General features: G+C 71.4%; 24 protein-coding genes. 12 read left to right on the top strand and 12 right to left on the bottom strand.

What is annotated here, in order from left to right:
• The first annotated feature begins 14 nt into the window (after positions 1-14).
• The 4 genes from tuf to IE200_RS04770 all read left to right on the top strand — a co-directional run bounded on the left by tuf (position 15) and on the right by IE200_RS04770 (position 4,561).
• Complete coding sequence (gene tuf / locus IE200_RS04785) at positions 15-1,208, top strand: elongation factor Tu (protein ID WP_191278230.1); 1,194 nt, start codon at positions 15-17, stop codon at positions 1,206-1,208.
• A 135-nt stretch (positions 1,209-1,343) separates the two neighbouring features.
• Positions 1,344-2,648, top strand: coding sequence for a hypothetical protein (locus IE200_RS04780; RefSeq protein ID WP_191278229.1), 1,305 nt, complete (start codon positions 1,344-1,346; stop codon positions 2,646-2,648).
• Entirely contained in the window at positions 2,645-3,949 is a 1,305-nt protein-coding gene (locus tag IE200_RS04775) for a hypothetical protein (RefSeq protein ID WP_191278228.1), read from the top strand. The genes IE200_RS04780 and IE200_RS04775 overlap by 4 nt, the downstream gene beginning before the upstream one ends.
• Positions 3,950-3,970: 21 nt before the next feature.
• Positions 3,971-4,561, top strand: a complete 591-nt coding sequence (locus IE200_RS04770; RefSeq protein WP_191278227.1) for a mismatch-specific DNA-glycosylase — start codon at positions 3,971-3,973, stop codon at positions 4,559-4,561.
• Positions 4,562-4,579: 18 nt separating this feature from the next.
• Here the strand turns inward: IE200_RS04770 and IE200_RS04765 are convergent, their stop codons facing one another.
• From IE200_RS04765 to IE200_RS04710, 12 genes are all read right to left on the bottom strand, one after another.
• Complete coding sequence (locus IE200_RS04765; protein ID WP_191278226.1) at positions 4,580-4,999, bottom strand: hypothetical protein; 420 nt, start codon at positions 4,997-4,999, stop codon at positions 4,580-4,582.
• A 41-nt stretch (positions 5,000-5,040) separates the two neighbouring features.
• A complete protein-coding gene (locus IE200_RS04760) occupies positions 5,041-5,484 on the bottom strand; it encodes a VOC family protein (RefSeq protein WP_191278225.1) in 444 nt (147 codons plus the stop codon).
• 9 nt (positions 5,485-5,493) lie between these two features.
• Positions 5,494-5,943: a helix-turn-helix domain-containing protein gene (locus IE200_RS04755; protein ID WP_191278224.1), complete on the bottom strand. Its 450-nt coding sequence runs from the start codon at positions 5,941-5,943 to the stop codon at positions 5,494-5,496.
• Positions 5,940-7,322 (bottom strand): transaminase, encoded by a 1,383-nt coding sequence (locus tag IE200_RS04750; RefSeq protein WP_191278223.1) that lies wholly within the window; start codon positions 7,320-7,322, stop codon positions 5,940-5,942. The genes IE200_RS04755 and IE200_RS04750 overlap by 4 nt, the downstream gene beginning before the upstream one ends.
• Positions 7,319-8,785, bottom strand: a complete 1,467-nt coding sequence (locus tag IE200_RS04745; protein WP_191278222.1) for an NAD-dependent succinate-semialdehyde dehydrogenase — start codon at positions 8,783-8,785, stop codon at positions 7,319-7,321. Before IE200_RS04745 ends, IE200_RS04750 begins: the two co-directional genes overlap by 4 nt.
• Positions 8,785-10,137 carry a 4-aminobutyrate--2-oxoglutarate transaminase gene (gene gabT / locus IE200_RS04740; protein WP_191278221.1) on the bottom strand — a complete coding sequence of 451 codons (1,353 nt, stop codon included), beginning with the start codon at positions 10,135-10,137 and terminating at the stop codon, positions 8,785-8,787. Before gabT ends, IE200_RS04745 begins: the two co-directional genes overlap by 1 nt.
• Positions 10,134-11,405 (bottom strand): saccharopine dehydrogenase family protein, encoded by a 1,272-nt coding sequence (locus tag IE200_RS04735; protein WP_191278220.1) that lies wholly within the window; start codon positions 11,403-11,405, stop codon positions 10,134-10,136. Before IE200_RS04735 ends, gabT begins: the two co-directional genes overlap by 4 nt.
• A gap of 71 nt (positions 11,406-11,476) precedes the next feature.
• On the bottom strand, positions 11,477-12,364 hold the full coding sequence (locus IE200_RS04730) for an ABC transporter permease (protein WP_229856115.1): 888 nt from the start codon (positions 12,362-12,364) through the stop codon (positions 11,477-11,479).
• A gap of 1 nt (position 12,365) precedes the next feature.
• The gene (locus IE200_RS04725) at positions 12,366-13,274 is read right to left on the bottom strand and encodes an ABC transporter permease (protein WP_191278219.1); all 909 of its coding nucleotides are present in this window, start codon (positions 13,272-13,274) and stop codon (positions 12,366-12,368) included.
• A gap of 4 nt (positions 13,275-13,278) precedes the next feature.
• Positions 13,279-14,379: an ABC transporter ATP-binding protein gene (locus IE200_RS04720; RefSeq protein WP_191278218.1), complete on the bottom strand. Its 1,101-nt coding sequence runs from the start codon at positions 14,377-14,379 to the stop codon at positions 13,279-13,281.
• A gap of 1 nt (position 14,380) precedes the next feature.
• Positions 14,381-15,631 (bottom strand): ABC transporter substrate-binding protein, encoded by a 1,251-nt coding sequence (locus IE200_RS04715; protein ID WP_191278217.1) that lies wholly within the window; start codon positions 15,629-15,631, stop codon positions 14,381-14,383.
• Between the two features lie 24 nt (positions 15,632-15,655).
• The gene (locus IE200_RS04710; RefSeq protein ID WP_191278216.1) at positions 15,656-17,101 is read right to left on the bottom strand and encodes a gamma-aminobutyraldehyde dehydrogenase; all 1,446 of its coding nucleotides are present in this window, start codon (positions 17,099-17,101) and stop codon (positions 15,656-15,658) included.
• A 171-nt stretch (positions 17,102-17,272) separates the two neighbouring features.
• On the opposite strand from IE200_RS04710, the gene IE200_RS04705 reads away from it, so the two are divergent.
• From IE200_RS04705 to rplW, 8 genes are all read left to right on the top strand, one after another.
• Entirely contained in the window at positions 17,273-17,731 is a 459-nt protein-coding gene (locus IE200_RS04705; RefSeq protein WP_191278215.1) for an Lrp/AsnC family transcriptional regulator, read from the top strand.
• The gene (locus IE200_RS04700) at positions 17,728-19,125 is read left to right on the top strand and encodes an aspartate aminotransferase family protein (protein WP_191278214.1); all 1,398 of its coding nucleotides are present in this window, start codon (positions 17,728-17,730) and stop codon (positions 19,123-19,125) included. Before IE200_RS04705 ends, IE200_RS04700 begins: the two co-directional genes overlap by 4 nt.
• Before the next feature lie 40 nt (positions 19,126-19,165).
• Positions 19,166-19,888, top strand: coding sequence for a tRNA (guanine(46)-N(7))-methyltransferase TrmB (trmB, locus tag IE200_RS04695; RefSeq protein WP_229856114.1), 723 nt, complete (start codon positions 19,166-19,168; stop codon positions 19,886-19,888).
• 192 nt (positions 19,889-20,080) lie between these two features.
• Positions 20,081-20,902: an alpha/beta hydrolase family protein gene (locus tag IE200_RS04690; protein WP_191278213.1), complete on the top strand. Its 822-nt coding sequence runs from the start codon at positions 20,081-20,083 to the stop codon at positions 20,900-20,902.
• A gap of 375 nt (positions 20,903-21,277) precedes the next feature.
• On the top strand, positions 21,278-21,586 hold the full coding sequence (gene rpsJ, locus IE200_RS04685; protein ID WP_008360994.1) for a 30S ribosomal protein S10: 309 nt from the start codon (positions 21,278-21,280) through the stop codon (positions 21,584-21,586).
• Between the two features lie 9 nt (positions 21,587-21,595).
• Positions 21,596-22,261 (top strand): 50S ribosomal protein L3, encoded by a 666-nt coding sequence (gene rplC, locus IE200_RS04680; RefSeq protein WP_191278212.1) that lies wholly within the window; start codon positions 21,596-21,598, stop codon positions 22,259-22,261.
• A 2-nt stretch (positions 22,262-22,263) separates the two neighbouring features.
• On the top strand, positions 22,264-23,121 hold the full coding sequence (gene rplD, locus IE200_RS04675; protein ID WP_191278211.1) for a 50S ribosomal protein L4, sunset domain variant: 858 nt from the start codon (positions 22,264-22,266) through the stop codon (positions 23,119-23,121).
• Positions 23,118-23,423, top strand: a complete 306-nt coding sequence (gene rplW, locus IE200_RS04670) for a 50S ribosomal protein L23 (protein ID WP_129453375.1) — start codon at positions 23,118-23,120, stop codon at positions 23,421-23,423. Before rplD ends, rplW begins: the two co-directional genes overlap by 4 nt.
• Positions 23,424-23,426 lie beyond the last annotated feature (3 nt).

Below are 23,426 nucleotides of genomic sequence, written 5' to 3'. Positions count from 1 at the left end.
CAGGAGGAGCCCCAGTGGCTAAGGCGAAGTTCGAGCGGACCAAGCCGCACGTCAACATCGGCACCATCGGTCACATCGACCACGGCAAGACGACGCTGACCGCGGCGATCACCAAGGTGCTGCACGACAAGCACCCGGACCTCAACGAGGCTTCGGCGTTCGACCAGATCGACAAGGCTCCCGAGGAGCGCCAGCGCGGCATCACGATCTCGATCGCGCACGTCGAGTACCAGACCGAGTCGCGCCACTACGCGCACGTCGACTGCCCCGGTCACGCCGACTACATCAAGAACATGATCACCGGCGCGGCGCAGATGGACGGCGCGATCCTCGTGGTCGCCGCCACCGACGGCCCGATGCCGCAGACCCGTGAGCACGTGCTGCTCGCCCGCCAGGTCGGCGTCCCCGCCCTGGTGGTCGCGCTCAACAAGTGCGACATGGTCGACGACGAGGAGCTCATCGAGCTCGTCGAGATGGAGGTGCGCGAGCTCCTCTCCGAGTACGAGTTCCCGGGCGACGACATCCCCGTGGTCCGCGTTGCCGCCTTCCCGGCGCTGCAGGGCGACGCCAAGTGGGGCGAGTCGGTGGCCGAGCTCATGCAGGCCGTGGACGACTACATCCCGACCCCCGAGCGTGACACCGACAAGCCCTTCCTCATGCCCGTCGAGGACGTCTTCACGATCACCGGTCGTGGCACCGTCATCACCGGTCGCATCGAGCGCGGTATCGTCAAGGTCAACGAGGAGGTCGAGATCATCGGCATCCGCGAGGGCTCGCAGAAGAGCACCGTCACCGGTGTCGAGATGTTCCGCAAGCTCCTCGACGAGGGCCAGGCGGGCGAGAACGTCGGTCTGCTCCTCCGTGGCACCAAGCGCGAGGACGTCGAGCGCGGCATGGTCGTGATCAAGCCGGGCACCACCACCCCGCACACGAACTTCGAGGCCTCGGTCTACATCCTGTCCAAGGACGAGGGTGGCCGTCACACGCCGTTCTTCAACAACTACCGTCCGCAGTTCTACTTCCGGACCACGGACGTGACCGGTGTCGTGACCCTGCCCGAGGGCACCGAGATGGTCATGCCGGGTGACAACACCGAGATGTCGGTCGAGCTCATCCAGCCCATCGCGATGGACGAGGGCCTGCGCTTCGCCATCCGCGAGGGTGGCCGCACCGTCGGCGCCGGCCGCGTCACCAAGATCACCAAGTGATCCCCCGGTGATGGCTGTCGGTCACTGACCGGCGCCATCACCGCAGCAAGCACCCGAGGCCCCGTCTCCCGCAAGGGAGGCGGGGCCTCGTGCGTCCCGCACCACCTCCACGGCATCGGGGCTAGGGTGTCGCGGGTGACGGGGGACGTCAGCCAGGACGACGACGCCGAGGCGCTGGTCGCCTCGCGGACCCGTGCGTACGCCGAGCCCGCGCCGGTGCCCCGTGTGCCCAGCCCCCACCTGGCGCTGGAGGACGACGGCCGGCGCTCGACGCGGCTGGGGACGCTCGCGTTCTGGTGCGGCTACGCCCTCGCCATGGGCCATCTCGCGTGGGCCTCCGACACCGACCACCCGGTGTCCGGTCTCGCGACGTCGCTGTTCCTGGTCGGCCTCGTCGGTCTGCCGGTGGTCATGTGGCGGGTGCGTCGTCGGGCACAGGTCGTCGACGTGCGTCCCGAGCTGGCCCGCGCCTGGCTGGACGTTCTCGACGGACTGCGGCTCGGTGCGGTCGAGCCGGCCAACCCGGCCTCGCGGGTGGCGCTGGCCCGCGTCGGCGAGGTGCGGCGGCTGGTCGCGCGGGACCTGCGCCGCATCGACCAGCGGATCGCGCCTGCCCCGCAGGTCGTCGCCGCGGTGCAGGACGCCGGGGCCCGCACCTGGGCGGCCTCGGAGGCCTGGCGTCGTGCCCAGAATCGACTACCGCAGGGTCGTGGACGCTCGCCTCTGGACCGGTTGCCGGCGCGGCTGGGTCCCACCGCCGTCGAGGCCTCGGCGCACAGCGACGCGGCCGCCGACGCGGCGACCGAGGCGCTCGGCGCCGGTGCCTGGGACCTCGACTTCGCGACGTACGCGCGACGGCGTGCCGCGATGTACGGCCGGGCCCGCGGTGACGACGTCCGGGTCCTGGATCCTGCCGAGCCGTTGGAGGTGGGGCGCCCTCGGGTGCACCGCACGCGTCGACGGGTCGCGCTGGCAGCCGTCGTCCTCGTCGCCTCCGCCCTGACCGCGTGGGCGCTGGCGAGCAGCGGAGCCCTCGGGTGGTCCGCAGTGTCGGCGGTGCCGGCGTACGTGGTGTGGCTCCGGTCTCGACGGCTCTCGTGGGGCGACCTGTGGTCTCGCCGGGTGACGGTCGCGCCCGGTCCCGCCATGGCCTGGGGCGACTACCTCGACGCGGTGGCCCATGCCGACTCCGGTCACGCCGCGGTGACGACCGTCGAGTCGATCCGGGGGAGCGAGGAGCGCGTCCGCGCGATCATGATGGAGCTGACGTCGCCGTCGGCCACCGAGCAGGACCGGCCGGCGCTCGTGGCCGAGCTGCACCGCCTCTGCAGCGAGGCCTGGACCCTGGTGGGGCAGGAGCGCGCAGAGGCCCGCCTGCTCGACGAGCTCGACGACGCGCCGCACGACGACGCGCCGCACGACGCGTGGGAGCAGGGATGAGTGGGACGCACCAGGACCGGCGGGCCGCCCGGCGGGAGGAGCTGCGCCGCGAGCGGATGCGGCACTACGCGCGCCAAGGGACCGGGACGTCCCTCATCACCAGCCCGCGCCGACCCGTTGCGCTCGACGCGGGCACCGTGGTGCCGGGAGTGCACGACGACACCCGCCCGGTCATCGGTTGCGTGACCGCGGTGCTCGTCGTCGTCTACGTCGGCCAGCTCATCGACGAGGCGCTCCGGGCCCACTCCCACCTCGTGGTGCCACTGCGGGTCGTGTTCGTCGCGGCGATCCTCGGCGTGCTGGCCTCGTTCGTGGCGATGGTGCGGCAGGGTCGCGGCAAGGCGGTCGCGCCGGCTGAGGTCGCCGTGCCCTGGCAGGACGTGGTGGAAGGGGTGCGGCTCGGCTCGGTCGAGCCCGCCAACCCTGCCTGGACGACCGCCGCCGGGCTGGTCGAGGACGTCCGTCCGCACGTGGCGAAGGCCATCTCCGACGCCCGGACCGAGGACCGCGTGCGGCGCATCCGCGAGGCGGGTGCGCTGGTGCACGCCACCAGTGAGGAGTGGCGCGAGCACCGCGCGGCGGGCACCGGCGGCGAGACCTCGCCGCTCGACCGGCTCCCGCCGCTGGTGGGCCCGACGCTCCGCGAGGCCTCGGTCGCCAGCGACGCTGCCTCCGACGCCGCGGTGCAGCGCCTCGGGTCGGTGGACCACGACCTCGACTTCGACGGCTGGGCGCGCAGGCGGGCCGCGATGTACGCCCGTCAGGCGGGTGGGCCGGTGACCTGCCAGGACCCGCGTGGCCCGCTCGTGGATGCGACCTTCCGGCTCGAGGACGCTCGACGCAGGGCACGCGCGGTCAGGCGCGCGACGGCGTGCGGTGTCGTCGTGACGGCGGCGGTGCTACTGATCGGGCACCCGTGGGCCTCGACCGTGCCTGCGGCGGCGACCCTGCTGCTGGCCGTGCTGCTGGCCCGGGTGAGCCCGCGCGACCCGGCCCTGCTGACCACGACCCTGCCACCGGGCGCCGCGATGGCGTGGCGCGACTACCTCGACGCGGTCGCGTACGTCGACTCCGGGATCGCGAGCGTCCCCACGGTCGAGGCGGTCCGCGGGTGCGAGCAGCGTGTCCGCGCGCTCGTCCTCGAGCTGGCCGCCGCGAGCCGGTCGACGGTCGAGGAGCCGGTGCTCGCTGCCGAGCTCCACCGGCTGTGCAGCGGAGCCTGGACCCTGGTCGGGCAGGAGCGCGCGGAGGCCCGGCTGCTCGACGACCTCGACGCTCGGCCGGGGACCGACCCCGCCTGATGTCACGCCATGATGGGCGGCATGGGATTCACGCGGGCCGAGCTGGAGTCGTTCCGTGACGTCGAGGTCCCCGACCTGCTCCCCGGCCCCGGGCAGGACCTGCGGTTGCTGTTCGTGGGCATCAACCCGGGCCTGTGGACCGCGGCCACGCAGAGCCACTTCGCGCGTCCGGGCAACCGCTTCTATCCCGCGCTGCTCGCGGCCGGCATCATCGAGCACCCGCTCGACCCGTCGGCCGGGATGACCGACGAAGACCGCGCGGTGCTGCGCCGGCGCGGGATCGGCATCACCAACGTCGTCAGGCGCGCCACGGCACGGGCCGACGAGCTCACGACCGAGGAGCTCCGGGCCGGCGGGGCGCGGCTGCGGCGCCTCGTCGCGGAGCGGAAGCCGCTCGTGGTGGCGATCGCCGGTGTGACGGCCTACCGCACGGCCTTCGGCGAGCGAAGGGCCGGCGTCGGCGAGCAGCCGGAGCGCTGGGGTACCTCCCGGGTCTTCGTCGTGCCGAACCCGTCAGGGCTCAATGCGCACCAGACGGTCGACACGCTCGCCACGGCCTACGCAGAGGCGGCCCGGGCGGCGGGCGTCGTCGGGCAGGGGCGGGGGGACTGAGCCGCGCCCGGCGCGGGCTCACGCGGCGTACGGTGCCAGCAGCCCGTGCTGCCGGAGCAGCGCCTCGACCCGTTCGCGCTCGTGGTCGAGCTCGGCGCCGGGTCCGAGCAGGCCCAGCAAGTGGGTGATCCCGGCCATGTCGGCCGCCTCGGCCAGCACCCGGTCGTAGGCCTGGCGGCAGCCCTCGTACTTGGCGAAGCGCATCCCGCCACGGTGGAAGGAGCCGTGCAGCCGGTTGAGGTCCGCGCCCACCTGCTCGATCGGTCGGTGCAGGGGAACGACCTCCGCGCCGCGTCGGCGCCGGAGCCGAGCGACGACCGCGCTCGCGAGACGCCAGGCGCGGCTCTCGTCGAGCTCGTCCAGGCACCACGCCCACGCCACCCGGGTGGTCCCACCGACGAGCAGCGCCAGGCCGAGGACCAGGAGCACGTCCCGCATCTCTCCACGCTACGCCGCGGCACCTGCGCCTGCCAGAGGTCTCAGCCCATCTCGACGCCCTCGAAGTCCTCGGGGGTGTAGTCGCGCTTCTCCACCAGCACCATCCAGTTGCCGGAGTTGTCGCGCATCAGCGCCTCGACGCCGTACGGCCGCTCCTCGGGCTCCTGGAGGAACTCGACGCCCTTGGCCCTGAGGTCCTCGTAGGTCGCGCGGCAGTCGTCGACGTGCAGCCCGACGCCCGGCAGCCCGCCCTCGTCCTGCGCGCGCCTCATCGCCTCGATGAGGTAGTCGGGGAGGGGTCCGCTCGGGGTGGTCAGGTGCAGCTGGATCTCGGGCTGCTTCGGGTGCACGACGGTGCACCACCGGAAGTCGGGCCCGAGCTGCAGGTCGTCGCCGACCTCGAAGCCGAGGACGTCGGTGTAGAAGGCGAGGGACTCGTCGATGTCCTTCACCCACACGGACACGAGGGAGATGTTGGTGATCATGCACGCAGCCTAGGAAGGTCGGTCGTCGTCCGGCTTCTCCTGTGTTGCGGTCCTCTCGACGAGGCCGGTCATGAAGATCCAGCAGCCGGGGATGCGGGGGTTGCCGGCCGCGGCGTACCGCTCCTGGAAGGCGCTGGGGCTCTCGCCGACGACCTCGCGGAACGTCGAGCTGAACGACCCGAGGCTGCTGTAGCCGACCGCGTGGCACACCTCGGTCACCGTGAGGTTGGCCGCCCGCAGCAGGTCCTGCGCGCGTTCGACGCGACGCTCCGCCAGATAGGCGGCCGGCGTCGTGCGGTAGGTCGCGGCGAAGGATCGCAGGAAGTGGTAGCGGCTCATCACGGCGAGCGACGCGAGGTGGTCGAGGTCGAACGGCTCGGCGAAGTGGCGGTCGAGATGGTCGCGGGCGCGGCGCAGGTGCACCAGCACGTCGCCCGGCACGCGACGTCGCTCGGTCATCCGAGCAGCGCCTCCACCGCGCCGCGGAACGCCGAGGTGTGGGCGTCGACGTCGGACCGGTCGTGGAACTGGGAGAACAGCGACATGTTGTGGAAGGGCGCCAGCAGCACCCCGCGGTTGACCGTCCAGAGGTGGAAGAACGCGTCCAGCTCCTCGTCGACCGCCGCGGCCGCCTCCGCCCCGGTGCGCGGGGGAGGGCAGAACCAGTACTCGGCGCGGCAGCCGAGGCGCTGCACGTGCCAGGGGAGGTCGTGCTCGTCGATGACGCCCTGGATCCCTGTCGTGAACGACTCCGCGAGCGGGATCGAGACGTCGAAGTCCTCCTGCCGCAGCGCCGTCGACAGCGTCGCCCGTACGGCGGCCATCGCCAGGGCGGAGCCCGACAGGGTGCCGCCCACGCCGGCCACGTCGATGTCGTGGCCCAGCATCGGGCCCTCGAGGCGGGCGGCCACCTCCTCGGTCATGCCGTACGCCGCGACCGGGATGCCCCCGCCGATGGGCTTGCCGATGACCACCAGGTCCGGCTCGAGGCCCCACGCGGCCGTCGCCCCGCCCGGCCCGGCGCAGATCGTGTGCGTCTCGTCGTTGACCAGCAGCACGCCGTGGCGGCGGGTGACCTCGCGGACGCCCGCGAGGTAGCCCTCGTCGGGCAGCACGATGCCGATGTTGGTGAGGGCGGGCTCCATGAGCAGGCAGGCCACGTCGCCCTCGGCGAGGCGGGCGTCGAGCGCGTCGAGGTCGTTGAACGGCACGACCGCGGTGGTCGTCGCGACGTCGACCTGGGGGCCGAGGGCTCCGGGGCGGGCCACGACCCGGTCGCCGGCCCGCCCGTGCTCGAGGATGCCGAGCGTCTCGTCGACGGTGCCGTGGTAGCACCAGTCCATCACCGCGATCCGCGGACGGCCGGTGAGGTGGCGCGCGAAGCGCAGGACGAAGCGGTTGGCGTCGGTGGCGGTCATCGCCATCTGCCACCGGGGCAGGCCGAAGCGCCGGCTCAGCTCGCCGGCGACCCACGACGCGTCGGTCGAGGGCAGCATCGTGGTGATGCCGCGCTCGGTGCGCTCGCGCACCGCCTCCGCGACGGCGGGCAGGCAGTGGCCGGTCATCGACCCGGTGTCGCCGAGGCAGAGGTCGACGTACTCGAGGCCGTCGACGTCGGTGAACCGGCCGCCGCCGGCGGACTCGACGAACAGCGGGAACGACCCCGGCCAACGGGTCATCCACGGCATCGGCACCCCGGCGAGCAGGTGCTCGCCGGCCTCGGCGGCAAGCCGCGCGGAGGTGGGGTGGAGGTCGACGAAGCGCTGCTCCTCCTCGGCGTGCAGCGCGGCGAGCCGCCCGCGGTCGACGGGGGAGTCGGCGGAGGCGGAGGCGTTCACAGCGCGCTGCCGACGTACTTGGTCTCGAGGTACTCCTCGATCCCCTCGAAACCGCCCTCGCGGCCGAACCCCGAGTGCTTCACCCCGCCGAAGGGCGCGGCAGGGTTGGACACGATGCCGGTGTTGACCCCGACCATGCCGAACTCGAGGGCCTCGCTGACCCGCAGCACCCGGGAGTGGTCGCGGGTGAAGACATAGGCGACCAGGCCGTACTCGGTGTCGTTGGCGCGCCGGACGGCCTCCTCCTCGTCGGCGAAGGTCGAGATCGGCGCGACAGGCCCGAAGATCTCCTCGCGGAAGACCCGGGCCGAGGCAGGCACGTCGACCAGGACGGTCGGCGGGTAGAAGTGGCCCGGCCCCTCGGGCACCTCGCCACCGGTGAGGGTCCGGGCGCCGCCGGCGACGGCGTCCGAGACGAGCTCGTGCACGCCGGCACGGGCCTTGTCGGTGATGAGGGGCCCGACGTCGACGCCGTCCTGCGTGCCGTCCCCGACCGTCAGTGAGTCCATCCGTGCGGCCATCCGGGTCGAGAACTCCTCGGCGACGGACTCGTGGACGAGGAACCGGTTGGCCGACGTGCAGGCCTCGCCGATGTTGCGCATCTTGGCCAGCATCGCGCCGTCGACGGCCGCGTCGAGGTCGGCGTCCTCGAAGACGATGAAGGGCGCGTTGCCGCCGAGCTCCATCGAGACCCGCAGCAGCTGGTCGGAGGCCTGGGCGACGAGCACCTTGCCGACGGCGGTCGACCCGGTGAAGGTGAGCTTGCGCAGGCGCGCGTCGCGGATGAGCGGCTCGCACAGCCCGCCGGAGTCCGTCGTGGTGAGCACGTTGAGCACGCCCGGCGGCAGGCCGACCTCCTCGAGCAGCGCGGCGAGCGCGAGCATCGTGAGCGGGGTCTCGGCGGCCGGCTTGACCACCATCGTGCAGCCGGCGGCGATGGCCGGGCCGATCTTGCGGGTGCCCATCGCGAGCGGGAAGTTCCACGGCGTGATCATGAGCGTCGGGCCCACGGGGCCCTTCATGGTGATCAGCCGGGTGTTGCCTGCCGGGGCGGGGGAGTAGCGGCCGTGGATGCGCACCGCCTCCTCGGAGAACCACCGGAAGAACTCGGCGCCGTAGGTGACCTCGCCCCTCGCCTCGGGCAGCGCCTTGCCCATCTCGAGCGTCATCAGGCGGGCGAAGTCGTCGGCCCGCTCGGTGAGCAGCTCGAACGCGGAGCGCAGGACCTCGCCCCGTACGCGCGGCTCGGTGCGTGCCCACTCGCGCTGGGCGGCCGCCGCGGCAGCGAGCGCCCGGTCGCCGTCGGCCGGCGTGGCGTCGGCGACGCGGGTCAGGACGTCGCCGGTGGCGGGGTTGGTCACCTCGAAGGTGCCTCCGCCGGTGGCGTCGATCCACGCGCCGTCGACGAGCAGCCGGGTGGGGACGGTCTCGATCACGGTCTCGGTCCGGTTCTGGGTCGCCATCACTCCACCTTGCCACCCACCGCCGCGTCGAACGCGGCCTCGAACAGGTCGAGTCCCTCGGCGAGCAGGTCGTCGCCGATCGCGAGCGGTGGGAGGAACCGGAACACGTTGCCGAAGGTGCCGCAGGTCAGCGTGACGAGTCCCTGCGCCGAGCAGGCCCGGTGCACCTGGCCGGCGAGCGCGGCGTCGGGCGTACGACCGTGGCCGTCGCTGACGAGCTCGACGGCCAGCATCGCGCCGCGGCCGCGGACGTCGCCGACCCGGTCGGGGTGCCGCTCGGCGAGCGCGCGCAGCCGTGGCACGAAGACCGCCTCGATCTCGCGGGCGCGGGCCCGCAGGTCCTCTGCCTGCATCGTCTCGATGGCGGCGAGGGCGGAGGCACACGCGACCGGGTTGCCGCCGTACGTGCCGCCGAGGCCGCCGGCGTGGACGGAGTCCATCACCTCGGCGCGCCCGGTGACGGCAGCCAGAGGCAGTCCTCCCGCCATGCCCTTGGCCGTGGTGATCAGGTCGGGCACGACGCCCTCGTGGTCGCAGGCGAACCAGTCGCCGGTCCGGGCGAACCCGGTCTGGATCTCGTCGGCGATGAGCAGGATGCCCTGCTCGCGGCACCACTCGGCGACGCGTGCCAGCCACCCCGGCGGCGGCACGATGAAGCCGCCCTCGCCCTGGATCGGCTCGATGAGCACGGCCGCGCAGTTGTCCTCCCCGACCTGGGTGTGGACCGTGGTCACGAAGGCGTCGAAGGCCTCCTCGGCGCACTTCTCCGGCCCGCCCGGCCACCGGTAGGGGTAGGCCATGGGTGCCCGGTAGACCTCGCCGGCGAACGGCCCGAACCGGTGCTTGTAGGGCATGTTCTTCGCGGTCAGCGCCATCGTGAGGTTCGTCCGGCCGTGGTAGGCGTGGTCGAAGACGACGATCGCGTCGCGCCCGGTGTGGTGCCGGGCCACCTTGACCGCGTTCTCCACGGCCTCCGCGCCGGAGTTGAACAGCGCGGACCGCTTCTCGTGCGCGCCCGGCGTGAGCTCGGCGAGCTTCTCGCAGACCGCGACGTACTCCTCGTAGGGCGTCACCATGAAGCAGGTGTGGGTGAAGTCCGCGACCTGGCGCTGCACGGCCTCGACGACGCGGGGCGCGGCGTTCCCGACGGTCGTCACCGCGATGCCGGAGCCGAAGTCGATGAGCTGGTTGCCGTCGACGTCGCGCAGGATCCCGCCGCCGGCCCGCTCGACGTAGACCGGCAGCGTCGTCCCCACGCCGGCGGAGACCGCGGCGACCTTGCGGGCCTGGAGCTCGCGCGAACGCGGGCCGGGGATCTCGGTGGCGAGGATCCTCTCCTGCGACAGGCTCATGACTTCTCCTCCATCCCCCACGGTGATCCGTACCCCTCGGGCTTCGGCGCGGCGAGCAGGTCGAGGAACGGCTTCGGTGGCAGCGCCTCGGGCCCGAGCACCCCGCTGCCCTTCCACGTGCCGTCGGCCAGCAGCTCGAGCGCGACGACGGGGTTGAGCGCGGTCTGCCAGACCACGCACTGCGCGCCGTAGTCGCGCATCGAGTCGGCGTTGTCGACCACGTGGTAGAGGTACGTCGAGCGGGGCGCGCCGTCCTTGCCGGTGCCGGTGACCCAGAGCCCTGCGCAGGTCTTGCCCTCCATCCGGGGCCCGATGGTCGCGGGGTCGGGCAGGCAGGCGGCGACGACGTCGCGCGGCGAGACCTCGACGCCCTTGACGGTGACCGGCTCGGTCGAGTCCAGGCCCAGGGTGTGGAGGGTGCGCAGGATGCCGATCATCTCCTCGCCGAGGCCGTACTTGAAGGTCACCCGCTCCGCGTCGACCCAGCGCGGCATCAGGAGCACCTCCTCGTGCTCGACGTGCACGCACTCGACCGGGCCGATTCCCTCGGGGAAGTCGAAGACCTCGGGCTCCGAGAACGGCGGCAGCGTGAAGAAGCCCGCCTCCAGCTCGCCCCCACCGCGCGCCCGCTCCCACACCACCGGCGGGTTGAGGCACTCCTCGATGATCGTCCACATCGAGAACCCCGGCGCGAACACCTCGTTGCCGTCGTCGTCGCGGATGACGAGGTTGGCGCCGTCGCGCGTGCCGAGCTCCTCGATGTGGTCGAAGAGCTCGTCGGCGGCGTACCGGGCGAAGACGTCGGAGAGCCCGGGCTCGACACCGATGCCGAGCAGGGCCAGCCGGCCGGCCGCCTCCCACTCGCCAGCCATCGCGAACTGCTCGTCGCCGAGCTTGACCCCGACCTTCTCGTACGGTGCGTCGGGGTGGCGGACCGAGAGGCTCATCGCCATGTCGAGGTAGTCGGCACCCGCGGCCAGGGCGCCGGTGAAGATCGGCATCACGAATCGCGGGTCGACCGCGTTGAGCACGTGGGTGGCACGGACCTCGCGCGCCAGCGCAGCAACGGCGTCGGCGTCGGAGGCGTCGACCTGCGCGGCCGAGAAGCGCCGCTCGTCCGTACGCCGCCCGCGCGCCGCGTCGACGGTGCGCTCGGCGCGCGCGAGGTCGTAGTCGGCCACCACCCACGCCTCGAAGTAGTCGCGCTCGACGGCGATCCGGGCGGCGGCGTCGCCGACGCCGCCCGCCCCGACCATCAGGACGCGCATGGGTTCAGGCACTCGTTCTCTCTCCCTGTGCTTGCGTGGACTTGGGTGGACTCGCCTGGCCGCGGGCGCGGTCAGCTCTTGTACCTCGAGGCTCGCATCGAGCTCACGACCTGCGCGCCGACCACGAGGAGCACGGCGATGACGAACATCGAGAAGCCGATGACGTTGGCCTCGGCCGGGATGCCGCGACGCGAGGCGACGTAGACGAACTTGGGGAAGGTGCTCTCGTTGCCGGAGACGAAGTTGGTGATGATGAAGTCGTCGAACGACAGCGAGAAGGCGAGCATCGCCGCGCCTGCGATGCCGGGCAGGATCAGCGGGAACGTGACCGACCAGAAGGTCTGCAGCGGGCCGGCGTAGAGGTCCTGCGCGGCCTCCTCGATGCGCGGGTCGAGCGACTGCAGGCGCGCCTTCACGGTCACCACCACGAAGCTCAGGCAGAACATGATGTGGGCGAAGACGATCGTGCCGAACCCGAGGGAGATGCCGATGTTGGAGAAGCCCTGCACGAAGATCGTCAGCAGCGCCGCTCCCATCACGATCTCCGGAGTGGCCATGGGCACGAAGATCAGCAGGTTGCTCGCGGACCGGCCCCGGAAGCGGTAGCGCACCATCGCCAGCGCCATCAGCGTGCCGAGCACGGTGGCGACGACGGTGGAGATGACTCCCACCTGCAACGACGTCACGAGTGACTCGCACACCCCGGGGACGCCGCAGGGGTCCTGCCAGTGCTCCCAGGTAAAGCCCTGCCACACGATGTTGCTGCGCCCGTGGTCGTTGAACGAGAACGCGAACGTGTAGGCGACCGGCAGGAACAGGTAGAGCAGGACCAGGATCGCGGCGATCACGGCGAAGTGGTTCGCCAGCCAGAGACGGGCCCGTCTCGCCGCCGAGGGCCGCTGGGCCGGACCGGACGCGGCGGTGGACGACGTCGGGGTGGTGGGGGTCATCGCGGCCATGTCACACCAGCTCCTCGGTGCCGAAGCGGCGTACGTAGAGGAAGACCATCGCCAGGATCGCGGCCATCAGGGTGAACGACAGGGCCGCCGCCACGGGGTAGCCGCCTGGGACGGCGAGGAACTGGTCGTTGATGACGTTTCCGACCATCTTCCCGCGCTGGGGACCGAGCAGCTCCATGTTGACGAAGTCGCCGGCCGCGGGGATGAAGGTCAGCAGCGTGCCGGCGAGCACGCCGGGCATCGACATCGGCAGCGTCACCGTGCGGAACGTCGTGAAGCCGTTGGCGTAGAGGTCGCCCCCCGCCTCGATCACGCGCGGGTCGGCGCGTTCGAGCGAGGCGTAGATCGGCAGCACCATGAAGGGCAGGAAGTTGTAGGTGAGGCCGGCCACGACGGCGACCGGGGTGTTGATGATGCTCCCGCCGGGCAGCAGGTTGAGGAAGCTCAGCACCCCGACCACCCAGCCCTCGTCGGCCAGGATCTGCGACCACGCGAACGTGCGGAGGATGAACGAGGTGAAGAACGGCGCGATGACGCAGATCAGCATCAGGTTGCGCCAGCGCCCGGCCTTGAACGCCATCGCGTATGCCAGGGGGTAGGAGATCAGGAACGCGAGCAGGGTCGCGAGCCCCGCGTAGAGGAACGAGCGGGCGAAGTGGGGCGCGTAGTCGGTGAGGGCGGCGGCGTAGTTGGCGAAGTTGAGGTCGGGGTAGTAGTAGCCGGGGAAGCCGGGGTAGCGGCTCTGCAGGCTCACTGCCGCGAGCTGCACCAGCGGCAGGAGGAAGAACACGCCCAGCCACAGCACGCCGGGGAGGAGCAGGAGGTACGCCGTCCGGCTCCGCCCGGTGGCCCGCGGCCCCTGCGCGGTCGAGGCGGCCGGGTCGGTGGTGACGTGGGCGAGCGCACTCATCGGGTCACGCCTCCTCGGGGGACACCCCGAAGGCGTGGCCGGGGTTCCACGTCAGCCAGACCTCGTCGCCGGGACGGAGGTCGAGCGGCTCGACGTCGAGGTTCTGCTCGTAGCAGCTCCACGTCGTCCCGCTGGGCATGTCGACGAGGTAGCTCGTGGCGACCCCGAGGAACGACACGTCCCGCACGGTGCCCTTGACGTCGTTCCCGACGCCGGCGGGCTGCGTGCGCGAGACGGTGACCTTCTCGGGACGTACGCCGAAGAGCACCTCGCCCTCGTGCACCTGCGAGCGGTCCTTGAGGATCTTCACCTTCGTGCCGAGCACGTCGGCGACGAGGTGCTCGCCGTCGATGCCCTCGATGGCGCCGACCCCGGTGTTGGCCTGGCCGAGGAAGTTGGCCACGAAGCGGGTGCGTGGGAGGTCGTAGAGCTCGGACGGGGGGCCGAGCTGCTCGATGCGGCCCTTGTTCATCACCGCGACGGTGTCGGCCATGGTCATGGCCTCCTCCTGGTCGTGGGTGACGTGGATGAAGGTGAGGCCCACCTCGGTCTGGATCCGCTTGAGCTCGACCTGCATCTCCCGCCGGAGCTTGAGGTCGAGAGCGCCGAGCGGCTCGTCGAGGAGGAGCACCTCCGGGTGGTTGACCAGCGCACGCGCCAGGGCGACGCGCTGCTGCTGGCCGCCGGAGAGCTGGGCGGGCTTGCGTCCGGCGAACTGGGTCATCTGCACCAGCTCGAGGGCGTCCTCGGCCCGCTGGGCGGCGTCCTTCTCCTTGCGGCGCTTCGGGCCGAAGGCGACGTTGTCGCGGATGGTGAGGTGCGGGAAGAGCGCGTAGGACTGGAACACGGTGTTGACCGGTCGCTCGTAGGGTCGCGACCCGGTGAGGTCGGTGTCACCGATGAGCACCCGGCCCGTGGTGGGCTGCTCGAGCCCGGCGACCATCCGCAGGGTGGTGGTCTTGCCGCACCCCGACGGACCGAGCAGCGCGAAGAACGAGTTCCGCGGCACGTGCAGGGTGAGGTCGTCGACGGCGACGAAGTCGCCGAACGTCTTGGTCACTCCCTCGAGATGCAGGTCTCCGCGGGCCTCACGGACACCGGCCACGTCAGTTCCCCATCACGCGGCTGGACCACAGGTCCGCGTACTCGATGTCCTCCTCGGGCTCCAGCGCCCGGAAGGTCTGGATGTTGTTGTCCGCGATGAACTCGGCCGTGGGGAAGATCCAGGGGCTCTGGGCGAGCTCGGGGTCGATCTTCTCCATCTCGGCCTGGGCGCCCTCGACAGGACACACGTAGTTGACGTACGCAGCCACCTCGGCCGCCACGGCGGGGTCGTAGTAGTAGTCGATCAGGGTCTGGGCGTTCCGCCGGTGGGTGGAGGTGATGGGCACCATCAGGTTGTCGGACCACAGCGTCCCGCCGGACTCGGGGATCGCGAAGGTCCAGGCGGGGTCCCCGGTGTCGTAGGCGAGGATGAAGATGTCGCCGCTCCACGTGATGCCGGCCAGTGCGTTGCCGCTGGTCAGGTCCTCGAGGTAGGAGTTGCCCTTGACCTTGCGGATGTAGCCGTCCTCGATCTTCTGCTCGATGAGCTCGACGGCCTTCTCGAACTCCGCCTTGCCCCAGCCGCTGGTGATGTCGACGCCCTGCGACTGCATGACCAGGGCCGCGGTGTCGCGGTACTCGGAGAGCACCACGACGCGGCCCTTGAGGTCCTCGGCCCACAGGTCGTCGAGCGACTTCAGCTCCCGTCCCACCTTGTCCTTGTTGTAGCCGATGCCGGCGAAGCCGCTCTGCCAGGTCACGGAGTAGTTGCGGCCCGGGTCGAACGGCACGTCCTTGAGCGGCTGCAGGAGGTTGGAGACGACGTTGGGCATCTGGGCCAGCTCGAGGGGCTGGCAGAGCTGCTCGCGGATGATCCGCGCGGACATCCAGTCGGTCATCGTGATGATGTCGCGGTCGATGCTCTGACCGGCTCGCAGCTGCGGGCCGACCTTGGCGAAGTAGGAGTCGTTGTCCTCGATGTCCTCGCTGTAGGCGACCTCGATGCCGGTCTGCTTCATGAACGCCTCGAGGGTGGGGTACTTCCCGGTCTTCTCGTTGACGTCGAGGTAGGCCGTCCAGTTGGCCCAGTTGACGATCTTCTCCTGGTCGGAGAGGTCCTCGGGGAGCTTCAGCTCGGGAGCGCCACCGGTGGGAGGCTCCGGTGGGGCGCAGCTCGCGAGGGCCATGGCGGCCGCGGCTGCTGCGCCGGTGCCGAGCAGTGCCCGGCGGCTGAGTCGCGGACCCATGCCGTCGAGCACCGCAGCAGCGCCGGGGGACAGGGGGCGGCCTGCGCGACCTGTGAACTGCGTCATCGGAATGCCTCTCGTCGAACCGTGTCAGCTGTTGATGTTGGCCATGACGTGCTTGATGCGGGTGTAGTCCTCGAACCCGTACATCGACAGGTCCTTGCCGTAGCCGGACTTCTTGTAGCCGCCGTGCGGCATCTCCGCGACCAGCGGGATGTGGGTGTTGATCCACACGCAGCCGAAGTCGAGCGCCCTCGACATCCGCATCGCGCGCCCGAAGTCCTTGGTCCACACCGACGACGCCAGGCCGTAGTCGACGCCGTTGGCCCACCGGACCGCCTCGGCCTCGTCGGTGAAGCGCTGCACGGTGATGACAGGGCCGAAGATCTCGTTCTGGATCGCGGCGTCGTCCTGCTGCAGGCCCGAGAGCACGGTGGGCTCGAGGAAGTAGCCGTCGCCCAGGTCCGTACGCCGGTTGCCGCCGGCCGACACGGTCGCGTGCGCGGGCAGGTTGTCGATGAACCCGCTGACGTGCGCGAGCTGACGCGCGTTGTTGACCGGGCCGAAGAGGGCGTCCTCGTCGTCGGGCAGGCCCACCGGGGCCGAGCTCCGGGCGTAGTCGGACAGGGCGGCGACGAAGTCGTCGTAGATGCCCGGGCCCGCGAGCACGCGGGTCGCCGCGGTGCAGTCCTGGCCCGCGTTGAAGTAGCCCGCCACGGCGATGCCCTCGACCGCGGCCTCGATGTCGGCGTCGTCGAACACGACCACGGGGGCCTTGCCGCCGAGCTCGAGGTGCACGCGCTTGACCTGGGGTGCCGCGCTGGCAGCCACCTCGGCGCCGGCGCGCACCGAGCCGGTGATGGCCACGAGCCCGGGCGTGCGGTGCTCGACGAGGCGGCGGCCGGTCTCCCGGTCGCCGGTGACGACGTTGAGCGTCCCGGCCGGCAGGAACGGCGAGGCGAGCTCGGCGAGGCGCAGCGTGCTCTCGGGCGTGGTGTCGCTCGGCTTGAGGACCACGGTGTTGCCGGCTGCGAGGGCGGGCCCGATCTTCCACACCGCCATCAGAAGCGGGTAGTTCCAGGGCGTCACCTGGCCGACCACGCCGATGGGCTCGCGGCGGATCCACGAGGTGTGGCCGGCCATGTACTCACCGGCCGCCTTGCCCTCCAGGACCCGTGCCGCGCCGGCGAAGAACCGGAGCTGGTCGACCATCGGCGGGATCTCCTCGCTCGCGGTGAGCGCCTTGATCTTCCCGGTGTTCTCCGACTCGAGGGCGATCAGCTCCTCGGCGTGCGCCTCGATGGCGTCGGCGACCTGGAGCAGTGCCTGCTGCCGCTCGCTCGGGGTGGTCCGCCCCCATTCGCCGAACGCCGTCTCCGCCGCCGCGTAGGCGGCGTCGACCTCCTCGGCCCCGCTGATCGGGGCGCGGGCCACGACCTGGCCCGTGGCGGGGTTGACGACGTCGCTCATCGCTCCGGCGTCGGCCTCCACAGAGGTGCCGCCGATGAAGTTGCGCAGCGTACGTGGGCTGGTCACGGGTGTCCTCCCGGTCGGGTGCGGTGAAGGGAGAGTAGGACGCGACCCGGGCCAATCTCCATAGCCTTCGCCAAAAAAATGTGCGGGAATCGCAGAATTGACTGGCCTGAAACGCGGATTCCGCGCCGGGCGACTTGCAAACCCGCGCCCGGGCCGTCCACGATGTCCCCCATGAGCGAGGCAACCGTGAAGCTCGACGCGACCGCGAAGCGGATCATCGAGCTGCTCCAGGAGGACGGCCGGATCTCGTACGCCGCGATCGCGAAGGCGGTCGGGCTGTCCGAGGCCGCCGCCCGGGCGCGGGTGCAGAAGCTGCTCGACTCCGAGGTGATGCAGGTCGTCGCGGTGACGGACCCGACCCAGGTCGGCTTCACCCGCCAGGCCATGATCGGCGTCCGCACCGAGGGCGACCCGATGAAGGTCGGCGACCGGCTCGCGCAGGTGTCCGAGGTGGACTACGTCGTCACCACCGCCGGCAGCTTCGACCTCCTCGTCGAGGTGGTGTGCGAGGACGACCCGCACCTGCTCGACGTCATCCGTCAGGTCCGCGAGCTCGACGGCGTGGTCTCCTCCGAGACCTTCGTCTACCTCAAGCTCAACAAGCAGCACTACAACTGGGGAACACGATGAGCCTCCACACCGCCTCGAGCCACGACGCGTCCTTCGACTACCAGGCCGCCGGTCGCGACCACCTGTGGCTGCACTTCACCCGGCACTCGACGTACGAGAAGGGCGGCGAGATGCCGCTGATCGTCCGCGGCGAGGGCCACAAGATCTGGGACAGCCACGGCCGCGAGTACATCGACGGCCTCGCCGGGCTGTTCGTCGTCCAGGTCGGCCACGGCCGCGAGGAGCTGGCGGAGGCGGCGGCGAAGCAGGCCAAGGAGCTGGCGTTCTTCCCGCTCTGGTCGTTCGCGCACCCCCGTGCGGTCGAGCTCGCCGACCGCATCGCCGCGATGGCTCCCGGTGACCTCAACCGGGTCTTCTTCACCACCGGCGGTGGCGAGGCCGTGGAGTCGGCGTGGAAGCTCGCCAAGCAGTACTTCAAGCTCACCGGCAAGCCCAACAAGCACAAGGTCATCTCGCGTGCGGTCGCCTACCACGGCACGCCGCAGGGCGCCCTGTCCATCACCGGCATCCCGCCGCTGAAGGAGATGTTCGAGCCACTGGTCCCCGGCGCGCACAAGGTGCCCAACACCAACTTCTACCGCCGCCCCGAGTACGTCGGCGACGACGAGAAGGCCTTCGGTCGCTGGGCCGCCGACCGGATCGGGGAGGCCATCGAGTTCGAGGGCGCCGACACCGTCGCCGCGGTCTTCCTCGAGCCCGTGCAGAACGCGGGCGGCTGCTTCCCGCCGCCCCCGGGATACTTCGAGCGCGTCCGCGAGATCTGCGACGAGCACGACGTCCTGCTCGTCTCCGACGAGGTCATCTGCGCGTTCGGCCGGGTGGGGGAGATGTTCGGTGCCACCGAGTTCGGCTACCAGCCCGACATCATCACCTGCGCCAAGGGCATGACCTCCGGCTACTCGCCGATCGGCGCGATGATCGCCAGTGACCGGCTCTTCGAGCCGTTCAGGACCGGCACGACCGCGTACGCCCACGGCTACACGTTCGGCGGCCACCCGGTCTCGTCCGCGGTGGCGCTGGCCAACCTCGACATCTTCGAGCGCGAGGGCCTCACCGACCACGTCCAGCGCAACGCGCCCGCCTTCCGCGCGACCCTGGAGAAGCTGCTCGACATCCCGATCGTCGGCGACGTCCGTGGCCACGGCTACTTCTACGGCATCGAGCTGGTCAAGGACCGCGAGACCAAGGAGACCTTCGACGAGGCCGAGTCCGAGCGGCTGCTGCGCGGCTACCTCTCCGGCGCGCTGTACGAGGCCGGGCTCTACTGCCGCGCCGACGACCGCGGCGACCCGGTCATCCAGCTCGCGCCGCCGCTGATCATCGGCCAGCCCGAGTTCGACGACATCGAGCAGCGGCTGCGGTCGGTGCTCACGGGGGCGCTCGAGCGCCTCTGACGATGTGACCTCTCCCGGCCGGCCGGGGGAGGATGGCCGGGTGAACGACGTACGTCCCGCCCGCCCGCACCTCAAGCTGACCGAGGACGGGCGCCGCATGCGCGAGGTCCTGACCTACTCGCGACGCGGCAGCCGGTTCACCCCGCGGCAGGCCGAGTCGTGGGCGGCCCACCACGCCGACTGGGTGATCCCCGACGAGGCGGTCGACCGGCCGGACTTCTCGCTGGCCGAGTGGTTCGGGCGCGAGGCGCCGCTGGTCCTCGAGATCGGACCCGGCATCGGCGAGGCCACGGCGGTGCTCTCCGCGGCCCGCCCTGACCACAACGTGCTCGCCCTCGAGGTGTGGCGCCCCGGGGTCGCGGACTCGCTGTGGCGGGTGGCGGAGGCGGGCGCCGACAACGTCCGGTTCTGCTCGGTCGACGCGGTCTGGTCGCTGGAGCACCTCATCGCTCCGGGCAGCCTCGCCGAGATCTGGACCTTCTTCCCCGACCCGTGGCGCAAGACCAAGCACCGCAAGCGCCGCCTGGTCAACCCGGCCAACGCCGCCCTCGCGTCCTCGCGCCTGGTGCCGGGAGGAGCCTGGCGCCTGGCCACCGACTGGGCGGACTACGCCGACCAGATGCAGGAGGTCCTCGACGCGGAGCCGACCCTCGAGGGCGGGCGCGTCGAGCGGTGGGAGGAGCGTCCGCTCACCCGGTTCGAGCGCAAGGGTCTCGACGTCGGGCGCGACATCGCCGACTTCTGCTACCGCCGCCGCGCCTGAGACACCCTCGAGCGGTGCGTGAGCCACGTTTCTGACGTCCGGAAGGTGTCTCACCCACCCCTCCGGAACCGGGTCTCGCTGGCGGCCGCGTCGTCGAAGTCCCCTGAGTGCGCGCTGTCGACCGTCGTGTCGGCAGGGTGGGCCCGCGACCGTCGGACGTCAGCGCCGCGAGGCGGCGCCTATCCTCGTCGGGTGCGAGGGGTCCGACGACGCGGGGGAGCGACGGCTGCGGCCGCCCTCGCCCTGCTGGCCGCCGGCTGCACCTCCCCGCGAGGCGACGAGGCGCGGTCGACGGCCTCCACCACCTCGTCGGCTGCACCGGGTGACGCCACAGCGGCCCTGCGTGAGCGCTGCCTGTCCGCGGTCCCCGACGAGGCCGACCTCGAGGCCGTGGCGCTCACCGGCCGGACCGGCGGAGAGCTCGAGGCCGCGCTCGTCGGACCGCCGGCCAACGACACGGTCGCCGTGCTGCTGCCGCAGACCAGCGGGCTGTGCGGCTGGGGACGGTGGGCGAGCGCGGCGGCCGCCGAGGTCGGTCTCACCTCCCTCCTCGTCAACCCGTGCGGGTACGGCGGCTCGACGTGCACGCCGGAGGAGGACGTCGACCCGCTCAACGAGGTCGCCGCGGCCGTCGCGCTGGCCCGGGAGGACGTCGGCGCGGACCGGGTGGTCCTGCTGGGCGCGTCGATGGGCGGCTCCCTGACGGTGATCGCTGCGGCGCAGGGGGCCGACGTCGAGGCGTGGGCCGACGTCTCCGGCCCGGCCGCGTGGGAGGGCGTCGACCTGGCCCTCCTCGCCGCCGACCTGCCGCCCGAGGGCCTCGTGGTGATGGCGCCGAGCGACGGCCGGGACGCCTTCCGCCGGGCCCGCGCGCTGGCGCGGGCGGCCGGCGTACCCTTCGTGGCAGGTCGCTCCGGCCACGGGTGGGAGCTCCTCGCCGACCCGGTCTCGGGCCGGGTGACGCGGATCGGGCGGCGCCTGATGGACCACGCGACCGGCCTCCCCGGGGCCTGAGGTCCGCGGTCGCGGCCGCCCGGCCAGCCCGATTTGGCGTGGGCGCGCGCGGTCTGCCAAGATGTTCCGGTTGCTCCGGCGGGTCGCCGGGGTGCGGCACACCTTGACTTCTGAATCGCGTCTCCTTGATCGAACCAGTCGTCCTGCGTGCACCGCACCGGACCACATGGTGGTCGGAGACCCGACCAGATCCGCCGACCGGCGGGTGCCACCCAGAGAAACACCGCTTCCCCACGGGGTCGTGTCACGAGTAACCAGCGCGACACGCCCGACCGCGGGGGTCGGGGGGTGGAGGAGAGACAGGCGGCGCCCGCCCACCAGGGGCCGGAAGCCGAAACCAGACCAGGCGTACGAGATCGAAGAGGACACGGACCTATGGCGGGACAGAAGATCCGCATCAGGCTCAAGGCCTATGACCACGAGGTGATCGACACCTCGGCGCGGAAGATCGTGGACACCGTCACCCGTACGGGTGCGAAGGTCGCCGGCCCTGTGCCGCTGCCGACCGAGAAGAACGTGTACTGCGTCATCCGTTCGCCCCACAAGTACAAGGACTCCCGCGAGCACTTCGAGATGCGCACGCACAAGCGCCTGATCGACATCATCGACCCGACGCCGAAGACCGTCGACTCGCTGATGCGTCTCGACCTGCCTGCCGGTGTCGACATCGAGATCAAGCTCTGAGGCGACGACATGGCTAAGACTTTCGAACGCAACGCGAAGGGGCTGCTGGGCACCAAGCTCGGCATGACCCAGCTCTGGGACGAGAACAACAAGGTCGTCCCCGTCACCGTGATCGCGGCCGCGACCAACGTCGTGACCCAGGTCCGCCAGCCCGAGGTGGACGGCTACAACGCCATCCAGATCGGCTTCGGCGAGATCGAGGCCCGGAAGGTGAACTCCCCCGAGGCCGGTCATTTCACCAAGGCCGGCGTGACGCCGCGCCGCCACGTGGCCGAGATCCGCACCGCCGACGCCTCCTCCTACACCGTGGGCCAGGAGCTCGGGGTCGACACCTTCGCCGCCGGCGAGGAGATCGACGTCACCGGCACCAGCAAGGGCAAGGGCTTCGCCGGAACGATGAAGCGTCACGGCTTCTCCGGCGTCTCCGCCTCGCACGGTGCGCACCGCAACCACCGCAAGCCGGGCTCCATCGGCGCCTGCGCCACGCCGGGTCGCGTGTTCAAGGGCACCCGCATGTCGGGCCGCATGGGCAACGACACGGTCACCACCCAGAACCTGACGGTGCACGCCGTCGACGCCGAGAAGGGCCTGATCCTGGTCAAGGGTGCCGTCCCCGGCCCCAAGAACGGGCTCGTCGTCCTCCGCTCGGCCGCCAAGAAGACGCAGGAGGCCTGAGCATGGCTGTCAAGACCGTCAAGGTCGACCTCCCCGCCGAGATCTTCGACGTCGAGGTCAACATTCCCCTGATCCACCAGGTCGTCGTGGCCCAGCAGGCCGCTGCGCGCCAGGGCACGCACGCCACCAAGACCCGCGGCGAGGTCCGCGGTGGTGGTCGCAAGCCCTACAAGCAGAAGGGCACCGGCCGCGCCCGTCAGGGCTCGACCCGCGCCCCGCAGTTCGCCGGCGGTGGCACCGTCCACGGCCCGCAGCCGCGCAGCTACGACCAGCGCACCCCCAAGAAGATGAAGGCCGCCGCCCTGCGTGGTGCCCTCTCCGACCGGGCTCGCAACGACCGCGTCCACGTGGTCGACGGACTGGTGTCGGGCGACAAGCCCTCCACCAAGGCCGCGCTGGCCTCGCTGACGTCGCTGACGGACCGCGTGGGCTACCTCGTGGTGCTCGAGCGCTCCGACGCGATCACCTGGCTCTCGCTGCGCAACGCGCCCGAGGTCCACATCGTCGCCGTCGACCAGCTCAACACCTACGACGTGCTGGCCGCTGACGACGTGGTCTTCACCAAGGGTGCCTACGACGCCTTCGTGGGTGGCTCCGTCGCCCCGGCCGCCAAGGCCGAGAAGACCGCCGCGACCGAGCAGGTCGCCGACGAGCCCGCCCTCCCGGCCGGCGCGAAGGCCCCGCTCAAGAGCGGCAAGAACCCCAAGGGCCACGAGGTCCAGGGCCTCCAGTCCGGCACCTACCTCGTCGAGGGCGACGCCGGCTACGACGTCTCCGGCGGCGACTTCTGGTTCAAGTCCGCCGAGGACGCCGAGGCTGCCGGCCTGACCCGCGCCGACGCGAAGGAGAGCGACAAGTGAGCACCCTGCACAAGGACCACCGCGACGTGCTGATCGCGCCGGTCGTGTCGGAGAAGAGCTACGGCCTGCTCGACGCCAACAAGTACACCTTCATCGTCCACCCGGACGCCAACAAGACCGAGATCAAGATCGCGGTCGAGAAGGTCTTCGGCGTCAAGGTCACCTCGGTCAACACGATCAACCGTCAGGGCAAGACGCGTCGCACCCGCTACGGCATGGGCAAGCGTCCCAACACCAAGCGCGCGATCGTCAGCCTCGCCGAGGGCCACCGCATCGACATCTTCGGAGGTCCGGTCTCCTGACCG

Origin of the sequence: Nocardioides flavus (ex Wang et al. 2016) (genome assembly GCF_014653115.1) — a bacterium.
GTDB lineage: Bacteria > Actinomycetota > Actinomycetes > Propionibacteriales > Nocardioidaceae > Nocardioides > Nocardioides flavus.
Note: the sequence above shows the minus strand (reverse complement) of the source record. Positions and strands in the feature narration are given on the sequence as shown.